Genomic DNA, 12,445 nt, shown 5'->3' with positions numbered 1-12,445 from the left:
GATCAGCGGATGTTGAGCATCGTCGTCAGCGGGGTTTGCGAGCCGTTGATCGAGGAATTGCTGTACTCGAACCAGCCCGGCGCCTGGACGTTCAGGTCAAACACATAGATGTAGCCCATCACAGTGCCCACGCCATTACAGGCCTGGCTGATGTTGCCGACCTGGCATACCGGCGAGCGTTGCCCGTTCAACTCGGCGCCATCGAAACGGCCCATCGGGCTTTTGCCCAGGCCGACTTCCATCACCGACACCTTGGTTGGGCCGCGATGGGCGCACATCTGCGTGCTGGTCGCGCGCTCCGGGATGGTTTCAGCGCAAGCGGCAGACTCCACTTTGAACACGCGCACTTCGCTCAACGCCGGTGCAGTCGCGCCCCAAGCCGGTGCCGCCAGCCCCAGGCCGATTATGGCGAACAGAGCTAGACTGCTGGCGTTGGCTTTTTTCATGCTGTTGACGACTCTGGATTAAACGTCGACGCAGTATGCCTCAAGGCCATCCACCCACAAAACCAAGCCTATGCGCCATTGGCCTTCGGCTGCTGGTATGATGCGCCGCTTTTTCCGATCCTCTCTGAAACCACAGCCGCTTGGCGCAGTTTGTGCTTTGACTTAGAGGTCAACAAATAACGACGCAAAATAGCGTCACAGGGAGCCGGCATGCTGGAAAAGCTGTTTCAACTCAACGCACACAACACCAACGTGCGCACCGAGATTCTTGCGGGGATCACGACCTTTCTGGCCATGGCCTACATTCTGTTCGTGAACCCGAGCATCCTTGGCGAGACCGGCATGGACAAGGGCGCAGTGTTTGTCGCGACCTGCCTGGCCGCCGCCATCGGTTCGACCGTGATGGGCCTGATCGCCAACTACCCGATCGCACTGGCGCCGGGCATGGGCCTCAACGCCTTCTTCACCTACACCGTGGTGCTGCACATGGGCCACACCTGGCAAGTGGCGCTGGGCGCGGTGTTCATTTCGGCGGTGCTGTTCTTCCTGCTGTCGATCTTCCGCATCCGTGAGTGGATCATCAACAGCATCCCCTTGCCCCTGCGCTCGGCGATTGCCGCCGGTATCGGCCTGTTCCTGGCGCTGATCGCCCTGCACAACGCCGGCATCGTGGTCGGCAACCCGAACACCCTGGTGGGCCTGGGCGACCTGAAAAAACCGGCGCCTATCCTGGCCACCTTTGGTTTTATCCTCATCGTTGCGCTGGAAGCCCTGGCCGTACGCGGTGCAGTGCTGATCGGCATTCTGGCCGTGACCATTGTCTCGATCCTGTTGAATGTCACCCCGTTCGGCGGCGTGATCTCGATGCCTCCGTCCCTGGCCCCGACCTTCCTGCAGCTGGATATCAAAGGCGCGCTGGATATCGGCCTGGTCAGCGTGATCTTCGCGTTCCTGTTCGTTGACCTGTTCGACAACTCCGGCACCCTGATCGGCGTCGCCAAGCGCGCCGGCCTGATGGGCAAGGACGGCCACATGCCAAAAATGGGCCGTGCGCTGATCGCCGACAGCACCGCGGCCATGGCCGGCTCGCTGCTGGGCACCTCGACCACCACCAGCTACATCGAGTCCGCTGCGGGCGTGAGTGCCGGTGGCCGTACCGGTTTGACCGCCGTCGTGGTCGCGATCCTGTTCCTGCTGGCGCTGTTCTTCTCGCCACTGGCGGCCAGCGTTCCGGCCTTTGCCACCGCGCCTGCGTTGTTGTTCGTGGCCGTGCTGATGACCTCGGGCCTGGCCGAAATCGACTGGGATGACATTACGGTTGCAGCGCCGGTGGTGATCACCGCCCTGGCGATGCCCTTCACTTACTCCATCGCCAACGGCATCGCCTTCGGTTTCATCGCCTGGACCGCCATCAAGCTGCTTTCGGGCCGCTACCGTGAGCTGAACCCGGCACTGGTGATCCTGTCGATTCTGTTTGTGATCAAGCTGGGCTGGTTCAACGCATGACTTTTGATGCCGCAAGCTACACCGCTCAACTGCAAGACAAGGTCACGCGCTTGCGTGACCTGCTGGCACCGTTCGACGCACCCGAGCCGCAGGTTTTCGATTCGCCGCTGCAGAACTTCCGCCTGCGCGCGGAGTTTCGCCTGTGGCGCGAAGGCGGTGAGCGCCACTACGCGATGTTTTCCCAGGACGACAAGCGCACGCCGATTCTGATCGAAGAATTCCCGATTGCCAGCCAGCGCATCAACCAGTTGATGCCGCAACTCAAAGCCGCCTGGCAAGCCAGCGCGGCCCTGAGTCACAAGCTGTTCCAAGTGGAGTTCCTCACTACCCTGGCCGGCGACGCGATGATCACCCTGTGCTACCACCGCCCGCTGGACGAGCACTGGCACGCGGCCGCCAACCAACTCGCTGCCGACTTGAATGTCAGCATCATCGGCCGCTCCAAGGGCAAGCGTGATGTGATCGGCCACGACTACGTGGTGGAAAAACTCGCCGTCGGCGGGCGCACGTTCAGCTATCGCCAACCCGAAGGCGCGTTCACTCAGCCCAACGGCACGGTTAACCAGAAGATGCTCAACTGGGCGTATGAAGCCTTGGGCGATCGCCCGGATGATTTGCTGGAGCTGTACTGCGGCAACGGCAACTTCACCCTGCCGTTGGCGACCCGTGTACGCAAAGTGCTGGCGACCGAGATCAGCAAGACCTCAGTGAATGCGGCGTTGAGCAACCTCGATGAAAACGCGGTGGATAACGTCACCCTGGTGCGCTTGTCAGCCGAAGAACTCACCGAGGCGCTCAACGAAGTGCGCCCATTCCGCCGCCTGCACGGCATCGACCTGAAAAGCTACGAATTCGGCAGCGTGTTCGTCGACCCGCCGCGCGCCGGCATGGACCCGGACACCTGCGAGCTGACGCGGCGCTTTGACAACATCCTGTACATCTCCTGCAACCCGCAGACGTTGGCGGCGAACATTGCGCAACTGCATGACACGCACCGGATTACCCAGTGTGCGATGTTTGACCAGTTCCCATGGACGCACCATATGGAATCCGGCGTGTTGTTGACCCGCCGGTAACCCGTCTCTTGCGCGTGCGACCGCCCCCTGGCTATTGGCAAGGGCGGTCGCCGACCACCGAACACCCTCCCTCGCGCTGATTTACGGTTCGATAATCGAACAGATCCGCTGCCGTCAATTGACCAAATTAACCATCCAGTACATTTTATCTCCACAACCAATAATAACTGTGGAGATACCCAATGCCGCCCATCGTGCTGGTGCTCAACGGCCCCAATCTCAACCTGCTCGGCACCCGCGAGCCCGCCACCTACGGCCATGAAACCCTGGCCGACATCGCCGCCCTGTGTGGGCGCAGCGCGGAAATACTCGGGTTGAAAATCGAATTCCGCCAGACCAACCACGAAGGCGAACTGCTCGACTGGATCCACAGCGCCCGCGCCCGTTGCGCTGGCATCGTGATCAACCCGGCAGCCTGGACCCACACCTCGGTAGCGATTCGCGACGCACTGGTGGCCAGCGAAGTGCCGGTGATCGAAGTGCATTTATCCAATGTGCACGCGCGTGAGGCGTTTCGGCATCACTCGTTTGTGTCGCCCATTGCCAAGGCGGTGCTGGCCGGGTTCGGCAGCCATGGTTACCACCTGGCCCTGGAACACTTCAGCCACACGTTGAAAGGGTGAGCCCGATGAAACCGCGCATCCTCGCCGGCCTGATCGGCGCAGGTATCCAGGCCTCCCGCACGCCGGCCCTGCATGAACACGAAGGTGATGCCCAGGGCTTGCGCTACCTGTATCGCCTGATCGACCTGGAACCGCTGCAGCTGAACCTCAATGCCCTGCCCGACCTGCTGGACGCCGCCGAGATGATGCAGTTCACCGGCTTGAACATTACCTACCCGTGCAAACAGGCGATTCTGCCATTGCTCGACGAATTGTCCGACGAAGCCATGGGTATTGGCGCGGTCAACACCGTGGTGTTCAAGAACGGCAAACGCATCGGCCACAACACCGACTGCCTGGGCTTCGCCGAAGGGTTCCGGCGCAATTTGAATGACGTCGCGCGCCAGCATGTGGTGCAGATGGGCGCCGGCGGTGCGGGCGCGGCGGTGGCCCACGCGCTGCTGGCCGAAGGCGTGCACCACCTGAGCATTTTCGACGTGGACGTCGCCCGCGCTCGGGACCTGGTCGATAACCTTGCCCAGCGTTTTGGCGCCGGGCGCGCGCAGGTCGGCAACCACCTGGAAAGCGCCATGGCCGAGGCCGATGGGCTGGTCAACACCACGCCGATGGGCATGGCCAAGCTGCCCGGCACGCCGGTACCGGCCCAGCTGTTGCGGGCGGCATTATGGGTTGCAGAAATCGTGTATTTCCCGCTGGAAACCGAGCTGCTGCGCGATGCCCGCGCCCTGGGTTGCCGCACGCTGGATGGCGGCAACATGGCGGTGTTTCAGGCAGTGAAGGCGTTTGAACTGTTCAGTGGCCAGAGGCCGGATGCGCAGAGGATGTTGGCGCACTTCCAGAGCATGAATACCTGACTGCCTAAACCAAACCCCATGTGGGAGCGGGCTTGCTCGCAAAAGCGCTGTGTCAGTCGCCGGCTGTATTGACTGACACTCCGCATTCGCGGGCAAGCCCGTTCCCACCCGGGTTATTCGATGGATTTAGGCTTGCAGGTAACGCATCACCGACTCACAGATCATCTCCCGATGCCGCTGCTTAACCGCTTCGTCCGACAACTCGATCTGAAAGATCTCACTGAAAGTATGGCGGTTGGACACCCGGTAAAAGCTGAACGAGTTGATCAACAGGTGCACGTCCAACGGGTCCAGCCCTTGGCGGAACACGCCCATCTCGGCACCGCGCTGCAACGTGGCGCCAAGCCCTTCGAGAATATTGCTGTTCATCGCCTTGATCGAATCCGAGCGCTTCACGTATTCGGCGTTGTTGATGTTTTCGATGCTGACGATGCGCACGAAATCCACGTTCTGGTCATGGTGATCAAAGGTGAATTCCACCAGCCGGCGAATTGCTTCGCGCGGCTCCAGGGCGGTGAGGTTCATGCGGGTTTCAGTATTGCGAATGTCGCCGTAGAGCTTCTCCAGCACCTCGACGTATAACTGCTCCTTGCTGCCGAAATAGTAATAAATCATGCGTTTGGAGGTGTGGATGCGTTCGGCGATGGCATCCACGCGAGCGCCGGACAGGCCCTGCTGGACAAACTCGACGATCGCTTCCTGCAGGATGTTTTCGCGGGTCTTTTCCGGATTGTTCTTACGACTCTTGCGCGGTGCGTCTGACACAGCGGAGAGATCGGGGGTCAGGGTCATGGTGCGCTCACGGCCATTTTTGTTGTGCAGGCCGCGATTATGGGCCGAGGCGCTTCCCGAAGGAAGCACCTGGCCGCGCCGTCATAACCGTGCTTGTCGCGGCGCCCCGCTACGCGATTTGGCCATCGCCGCCAGGCGCACGGCCACGTTGGCTGCGCCATACCCGGCATAGCCGTTTTTGCGCTGAATGATCTCGAAGAAAAACCGCCCTTCGAACGGCTCGGTGTACACATGAAACAGCTCACCGCCCTGGGCGTCACGGTCGTACAGCACGTTGTAGTACGCCAGCTCGCTGAGGAACTCGTCGTCAAAATCAAAGCGCGCCGCCAGGTCGTCATAGTAGTTGAGCGGGATGTCCAGCAACGGCACACCTGCCTCCTTGGCCCGACTCACCTCGGCGAAAATATCCGCGCAGTCGAAGGCGATGTGGTGCACCCCCGAGCCGCGGTAGCTCGACAGCGCGTGGGAAATCGCCGTGTTGCGGTTCTCGGAAATGTTCAACGGCAGGCGAATCGAGCTGCAACGGCTGCGCAGCGCGCGGCTTTTCACCAGGCCGTAGGGGTCAGGCAGCACCACTTCATCATCGGCTTCGAAATCCAGCAGGCTCTTGTAGAACAACACCCAACTGTCGAGGCTGTCGGCGGGCAAGGCCATGGCCATATGGTCAATGCGCAGCAGGCCGCCGCTTGAAGCGGTAGTCGGTTGCAGATTGAAGTCGGTGCCGTACAGCCCGCCTTCGTTCTGATCCACCAGGTAAATCAGGCTACCGTCCGGCGCACGCACGGCAGCCAGCTCCAGTTCATTTGGCCCTACAAGCCCCCGATATGGCTGGCCCTTGTAAGCCACCGCCCGCTGCAACGCCTTGGCGCTGTCCTTGACCCGAATCGCAGTGGCGCACAGCGACGGCCCGTGGGCTTCAAAAAAGTTGTGGGCAAAAGAATAGGGTTCGCAATTGAGGATCAGGTTGATATCGCCCTGGCGCAACAGGCTCACGCTCTTGGAGCGGTGCTGCCCGGCCTTGACGAAACCCAGGCGTTCCAGCCATTGGGTGAGCTTGGCTGCGAGGTTTTCATCCACGGCAAACTCAAGAAATTCGATGCCGTCGTACTCGCTGGCGGCCGGCGTATCAAACAGGAGGTCGACCGGTTGAGCAGGCGCTTGCTGCTTGAGGCGCTCGCGGGTTTTCTCTTCGAGGTACAACAGCGAGCGCAAGCCATCCGCCGCATTCGCCCGCGTCGGGGCTGCGCGAAAACCATCGTTGAAAATTTCCAGGGACAACGGCCCGCTGTAGCCACTCTGGATAATCGGCGCGAGAAACCCCGCCAGATCGAACTCACCCTGCCCCGGGAAGCAGCGAAAATGCCGGCTCCACTCCAGCACATCCATGGCCAGGATCGGCGCGTCGGCCATTTGCACAAAGAAGATTTTGTCCCCCGGGATCTGGGCGATTGCACTCGGGTCGCCCTTGAGCGACAGGGTGTGGAAGCTGTCGAGCAACACGCCAAGGCTCGGGTGGTCGATCTGGCGCACCAGGTTCCACACCTGCTGCCAGGTATTCACGTGCTTGCCCCAGGCCAGCGCTTCATAGCCGATGCGCAGGCCACGGCGACCGGCGTGCTCAGCGAGCAGGCTGAGGTCGTCGAGCAAAATCTGCTCATCGCCGACGCAATCGGCCGAGGCATTGCTGCACACCAGCACCAGGTCGGTGCCCAGCTCCTGCATCAAGTCGAACTTGCGCTCGGCGCGCTCCAGGTTGCGCGCCAGGCGGTCGCGGCGGCAGCCTTCAAAGTCGCGAAACGGCTGGAACAAAGTAATGGCGATACCCAGGTCGGCGCACATCTGCCTAACTTCCCGTGGGCTGCCGTCGTAATACAGCAGATCGTTTTCGAAGATTTCCACACCATCAAACCCGGCAGCGGCAATGGCTTCGAGTTTTTCCGGCAGAGTTCCACTCAAGGAAACAGTGGCAATGGAGCGTTGCATGGGGCGACTCCCGGCAAATGAGGCTCGTCTTATTTACGGCAAATTATTGGCCGCTAAACTGTGCACAGCAATTGAAATGTACGAACCGGTTAGTTTTTTGGGCGATTATCGAACAAAATGGCAATCCGCGAATTGACGAGTTTTTAGCCACTGCGCACCATCGAACACGTATCAAGACCCAGAACACACCATAAAAATTTCAAAAAACGGGTACGACCTCATGCCTTCGCAAACTCCCGCCGTGGCCGTGCGCCACAGCAATCCGCACAGCGGCATCGGCGACAAAATCCGCGGCGCCATGGCCGTGGGCAAAACACGCTGGGGCATGCTGGCCCTGGTGTTCTTCGCCACCACCTTGAATTACATCGACCGCGCCGCGCTGGGCGTGATGCAACCGATTCTGGCCAAGGAGATGAGCTGGACGGCGATGGATTACGCCAACATCAACTTCTGGTTCCAGGTTGGCTACGCCATCGGCTTTGTGCTGCAAGGCCGGCTGATTGATCGAATTGGCGTGAAGCGTGTGTTTTTCTGCGCCGTGCTGCTGTGGAGCCTGGCCACGGGCGCCCATGGCCTGGCCACGTCGGCCGTCGGCTTTATGGTGTGCCGCTTCATTCTCGGGCTGACCGAGGCCGCCAACTACCCGGCCTGCGTCAAGACCACGCGGTTGTGGTTCCCGGCCGGCGAGCGCGCAGTGGCCACCGGTATTTTCAACGCCGGCACCAATGTGGGCGCGATGATGACGCCGATGCTGCTGCCATTGATCCTTCACGTCTGGGGCTGGCAGGCGGCGTTTCTGTGCATGTCGGCACTGGGCGGGATCTGGCTGGTGTGCTGGGGCCTGAAGTACTACAACCCGGAAGACCACCCGACGGTCAAACAATCCGAATTGGACTACGTGCAGCAGGAAGTCGAACCGCCGCAACCCAGCGTGCCCTTCAGCCGCATCCTGCGCATGCGCGGCACCTGGGCGTTCGCTCTTGCCTACGCAATGACCGCGCCGGTGTTCTGGTTCTACCTGTACTGGCTGCCGCCGTTTCTGAACCAGCAATACAACCTGGGCATCAACGTGACCCAAATGGGCATCCCGCTGATCATCATTTACCTGACAGCCGACTTCGGCAGCGTGGGTGGGGGGATTCTGTCGTCATTCCTGATCGGCCGTGGGATGAATCCGATCAAGGCGCGGCTGTTGTCGATGCTGCTGTTTGCCTGCTGCATCGTCGGCGTGATCATGGCCGCCGGCTCCAGCCAGTTGTGGGTCGCCGTGTTCGCCATCTCCCTGGCCATCGGCGCGCACCAGGCCTGGACCGCCAACATCTGGAGCCTGGTGATGGACTACACGCCCAAGCACATGATGAGCACGGTGTTCGGTTTCGGCGGCATGTGCGCAGCCATTGGCGGCATGTTCATGACCCAGATCGTCGGCCACATCCTCACCGTCACGAACAACAACTACACCGTGCTGTTCACCCTGATCCCGGCGATGTACTTCATCGCGCTGACCTGGATGTACTTCATGGCACCGCGCAAGATTCCGACAGTCGAGGTTTGATTCAACGCCGCCGCTGCTGCCAGGCAGCGGCCAACCCGCTCATGCAGATCACCCCGATGCCGACCACCGTGGTCATGTCGGGGGTATGGTTGAACACCAGCCAGCCCAACAAACCCGCAAACACGATCTGGCAGTAGCCGAACGGTGCGAGCAAGGCCGGCGCCGCAAAGCGGAAGGCCTGGGTCAACATCAAGTGCGCGGTCATGCCGCACGTGCCCAACGCCAGCATCAGCACGCCATGCCACACCGTGGGCAACTGCCAGAAGAACGGCACCAGCGCACTCATCACCAGGGTATTGCACAGACCGGCGAAAAAGTTACTGGTGGTCGGCGTGTCGCATTGGCTGAGGATGCGCGTGAGCAGCTGGTAGAAGCAGAAGAACAACGCCGAACACAGCGGCAGCAGCACCGCAGGCGTGAACAGCTCACCACCGGGGTGGATGATGATCAGCACGCCGACAAACCCGCAGATCACCGCCAGCCATTGGCCACGTGTCACGTGTTCACCGAGCAAGGGCACCGACAATGCTGTCACCAGGATCGGCGCCAGGAAGTTCACCGCTGTGGCTTCCGCCAAGGGGATGTAATGCAGCGCCGCGGTAAAAAACAGGCTGGTGCCCAGCAGGCACAACGCACGCACCACCTGCATGCCCGGGCGTTTGCTGCGCAGCACGCGCAAACCCGACTGCGGCAGGAAAATGCCGGCCATCAGCAAGGTGTGCACCAGGTACCGCGCCCACACCACCATCACAATCGGGTAGAACCCGGCCAGGTATTTGGACAAGGCGTCGTGGCTGGAAAACAGAAACGTCGCCACCACAATCAGCAGGATGCCTTTGAAGGGATGGTTGACGCCGGAAAGGGGTGTACTGACAGTCATTGAATTCTCTTGCATGGCGGGCTGAACGCTGAGCACTGAACACGCAGGCACTCAACCCGGTAATCTAGCAGGCGGGCCTGCGTGCGCCCCAAGAGCATAACCAAACACCGTGCGAACAGCGCACTAAATCACCGGATTCGAGTCCAACGCTGCACCTTTGCCCGCGCGTTGCACTTTTTAACCAAGGCCTTGCCGCTATGAAAAAGACACTCTTTGTTCTTTCTGCTCTCGTCCTGCTCACTGCTTGTAACCAAGAGTCCAAAGAAGCGCCCAAGCCGGCCCCGGCCTCGGTGCAAGCCACCCTGGTACCGGCCACGCCGCCCACCGACAAATGGGTCGGCAAGTGGATCGGCGTCGAAGGCCTGAACCTGACCATCGCCAAGGACGACAGCATCGGCCGCGGCCACTACGTTCTGACCATGAAGTACGGCCTTGACGCCGACGACGAAGGCACCTTCAAAGGTGAAGCCAACGAAGACGGTATCGCCTTTACCCGCCCGGACGGCCCGCAACAATTGAGCGCCGGTGACGGTGAGGCCACTGGCCTGAAATGGCTGGCGGATAAAAAGGACTGCCTGATCGTCGATACCGGCGAAGGCTATTGCCGCGACTGACCCAATCAACGTGACACAACTTTCATCTGGCGCCCCTGCCCGCACGGCCTGACAGCAACGATACTAGGCAACTCTCGTTGCTTGTCGGACAGCCGGGCTGGCGCCATTCATACGCACCAACAACACTGCTCTTAGAAAAGTGTTCGACAGGTTTAACGAGAGGATTGCCCCATGCTATGGAAAAAAGGCCGACGCAGCGACAACGTGGTAGATGCCCGCGATGACAGTGGCGGCGGCGGTGGCGGCATGCGGTTTGGCGGCGGCAAGGGGCTGAGCCTGACGGCAATTGTGTTGATCGTCGGTATTGGCTGGCTGACCGGCCAGGACCCGCTGCAGATCCTCGGCCAATTGACCGGCCAGGCGGAGCAAGCGCCGTCGGTGAGCACGCAGTCGCGCCAGGCACCGCCGGCCAATGACCAGCAGGCCGATTTCGTCCGCGCGATTCTGGGTGATACGGAAGACACCTGGGGCCAGGTGTTCAAGGAAAACGGGTTGGTCTACAAGAACCCGAAACTGATTCTGTTCCGTGGTCGGGTCAATTCCGCCTGCGGTGGCGCCACCTCGGCCAGCGGCCCGTTTTATTGCCCGGCTGACCAGCAGGTGTATTTGGACCTGGATTTCTTCCGGGAAATGTCGCAGCGCTTCCAGGCCGCCGGCGATTTCGCCCAGGCCTACGTGATCGCCCACGAAGTCGGGCACCACGTGCAAACGCTGCTGGGCATCTCGGCCAAGATTCAAGCCGCGCGCCAACAAGGCCGCCAGATGCAAGGCGACGGCGGCCTGCTGGTACGCCAGGAACTGCAAGCCGATTGCTTTGCCGGGGTGTGGGCCAACCGTGCGCAAAAACGCCTGAACTGGCTGGAGCCCGGCGATATTGAAGAAGCACTGAACGCGGCCAACGCCATCGGCGATGACCGTTTGCAACAGCAGGGTCAGGGCCGCGTGGTGCCGGACTCGTTTACCCACGGCACCTCTGCGCAGCGCGTTCGCTGGTTCAAGACCGGCTTCGCAGCGGGCCAGATCACTCAATGCGACACTTTTACAGCGAAGAGTCTTTAGATGAATAAACGATTGGGATTGCTGTTCGGCGTGATGATTGCCTGTTCCTCCTCCACCTGGGCCGCCGAGAAAGAACACGGCGTCAAAGTGGTCAGCCCCGATCGTTTCCACCTGGACGCCGGTGACCTCAGCCTGGGCTTGAGCCAGGACTGGAGCCAGCCGCTGCCCAACGTGACCCGCGCGCTGATCATCGTGCATGGCCGCCTGCGCAACGCACAGACCTACCTGCAAAGCGGCGAAGACGCAGCCGAACACGCCGGGGTTGCTGCCACCACCCTGGTGATCGCGCCGCAATTTCTCAACGAGTCCGACATAAAGCGCAACCACTTGGGCACCCAGGTATTGCGCTGGAACGGCAATGACTGGATGGCCGGCGACGCCTCGACGGGCCCTGGCCAGCTCAGTTCCTACGGCGCGCTCGACCAGATCATCAAGCACCTGGGCAACCGCAAGCTGTTCCCGGCGTTGAAGGAAATCGTAGTGGCCGGCCATTCCGGCGGCGGCCAGGTGGTGCAGCGCTTCGCCCTCACCGGCCACGACCACCCGCTGCTGCAAACCGAAGGCATCAGCCTGCGTTACGTGGTGGCCAACCCGTCGTCCTACGCCTACTTCAGCCCACAACGCCCGGTGATATTCGACACGGCCAGTTGCCCTGGCTTCAACGATTGGAAGTACGGCATGCAAAACCTGCCGGACTACGCCAAGGGCCAGAGTGCGCAGCAGCTTGAGCAGGCTTACGTGTCACGCGACATCACCTACCTGCTCGGCCAACAGGACACCGACCCCAACCACCCGGCGCTGGATAAAAGCTGCGAGGCCGAAACCCAGGGAGCGTATCGCCTGATTCGTGGGCACAACTACTTTGACTACCTCAAGCAGCGTCATCCGCAGCTGACTCAGAGGCTGGTGGAAGTGCCAGGGGTTGGGCACGACGGGGACAAGATGTTTACTTCGCCTCAGGGCGAGAAGGTGTTGTTCCCTAAGTAAAAACAGCTGACGAAACCGGATAAAAAGGTGGGAGCGGGCTTGCTCGCGAAGGCGGATTCAGTCGACTCAT

Annotated in this window: 12 protein-coding genes; 8 read left to right on the top strand and 4 right to left on the bottom strand. The window is 60.9% G+C overall.

Translation table 11 applies throughout. The features are described 5' to 3' along the window. Positions 1–2 precede the first annotated feature (2 nt). A complete protein-coding gene (locus AACV02_RS17400) occupies positions 3–446 on the bottom strand; it encodes a DUF4879 domain-containing protein (RefSeq protein WP_119740965.1) in 444 nt (147 codons plus the stop codon). Between the two features lie 210 nt (positions 447–656). Between AACV02_RS17400 and AACV02_RS17395 the strand changes: the two genes are divergently transcribed. The 4 genes from AACV02_RS17395 (at position 657) to AACV02_RS17380 (ending at position 4,505) form a co-directional block, all read left to right on the top strand. Further along, positions 657–1,952, top strand: a complete 1,296-nt coding sequence (locus AACV02_RS17395) for an NCS2 family permease (protein WP_119740963.1) — start codon at positions 657–659, stop codon at positions 1,950–1,952. Further along, positions 1,949–3,028 carry a tRNA (uridine(54)-C5)-methyltransferase TrmA gene (trmA, locus tag AACV02_RS17390; protein WP_119740961.1) on the top strand — a complete coding sequence of 360 codons (1,080 nt, stop codon included), beginning with the start codon at positions 1,949–1,951 and terminating at the stop codon, positions 3,026–3,028. The genes AACV02_RS17395 and trmA overlap by 4 nt, the downstream gene beginning before the upstream one ends. Before the next feature lie 182 nt (positions 3,029–3,210). Further along, the gene (aroQ, locus tag AACV02_RS17385) at positions 3,211–3,651 is read left to right on the top strand and encodes a type II 3-dehydroquinate dehydratase (RefSeq protein ID WP_119740959.1); all 441 of its coding nucleotides are present in this window, start codon (positions 3,211–3,213) and stop codon (positions 3,649–3,651) included. A gap of 5 nt (positions 3,652–3,656) precedes the next feature. Beyond that, a complete protein-coding gene (locus tag AACV02_RS17380; RefSeq protein WP_106579309.1) occupies positions 3,657–4,505 on the top strand; it encodes a shikimate dehydrogenase in 849 nt (282 codons plus the stop codon). Positions 4,506–4,631: 126 nt separating this feature from the next. Here AACV02_RS17380 and AACV02_RS17375 read toward each other — a convergent pair whose 3' ends face one another. Together AACV02_RS17375 and quiC are read right to left on the bottom strand one after the other, a co-directional pair. Next, the gene (locus AACV02_RS17375) at positions 4,632–5,297 is read right to left on the bottom strand and encodes a TetR/AcrR family transcriptional regulator (protein WP_119740957.1); all 666 of its coding nucleotides are present in this window, start codon (positions 5,295–5,297) and stop codon (positions 4,632–4,634) included. A gap of 81 nt (positions 5,298–5,378) precedes the next feature. Beyond that, a complete protein-coding gene (quiC, locus tag AACV02_RS17370; RefSeq protein ID WP_119740955.1) occupies positions 5,379–7,280 on the bottom strand; it encodes a 3-dehydroshikimate dehydratase QuiC in 1,902 nt (633 codons plus the stop codon). A gap of 220 nt (positions 7,281–7,500) precedes the next feature. On the opposite strand from quiC, the gene AACV02_RS17365 reads away from it, so the two are divergent. After that, positions 7,501–8,835: an MFS transporter gene (locus AACV02_RS17365; RefSeq protein WP_119740953.1), complete on the top strand. Its 1,335-nt coding sequence runs from the start codon at positions 7,501–7,503 to the stop codon at positions 8,833–8,835. Position 8,836: 1 nt separating this feature from the next. Here the strand turns inward: AACV02_RS17365 and AACV02_RS17360 are convergent, their stop codons facing one another. After that, complete coding sequence (locus tag AACV02_RS17360) at positions 8,837–9,715, bottom strand: DMT family transporter (protein ID WP_119740951.1); 879 nt, start codon at positions 9,713–9,715, stop codon at positions 8,837–8,839. Positions 9,716–9,912: 197 nt separating this feature from the next. Here AACV02_RS17360 and AACV02_RS17355 point away from each other — a divergent pair, with 197 nt between their 5' ends. The 3 genes from AACV02_RS17355 (at position 9,913) to AACV02_RS17345 (ending at position 12,375) form a co-directional block, all read left to right on the top strand. Continuing rightward, positions 9,913–10,329: a membrane lipoprotein lipid attachment site-containing protein gene (locus AACV02_RS17355; protein ID WP_106579314.1), complete on the top strand. Its 417-nt coding sequence runs from the start codon at positions 9,913–9,915 to the stop codon at positions 10,327–10,329. A gap of 171 nt (positions 10,330–10,500) precedes the next feature. Then, positions 10,501–11,388, top strand: coding sequence for a KPN_02809 family neutral zinc metallopeptidase (gene ypfJ, locus AACV02_RS17350; RefSeq protein ID WP_119740949.1), 888 nt, complete (start codon positions 10,501–10,503; stop codon positions 11,386–11,388). After that, positions 11,389–12,375, top strand: a complete 987-nt coding sequence (locus tag AACV02_RS17345; protein ID WP_119740947.1) for an alpha/beta hydrolase — start codon at positions 11,389–11,391, stop codon at positions 12,373–12,375. Positions 12,376–12,445 lie beyond the last annotated feature (70 nt).

The sequence above is a fragment of the Pseudomonas sp. Larv2_ips genome, assembly GCF_963879675.1.
In the GTDB taxonomy this organism is placed as follows: Bacteria; Pseudomonadota; Gammaproteobacteria; order Pseudomonadales; family Pseudomonadaceae; genus Aquipseudomonas.
The sequence above is the reverse complement of the archived record's forward strand: the minus strand, read 5'-3'. Positions and strand labels throughout refer to the sequence as shown.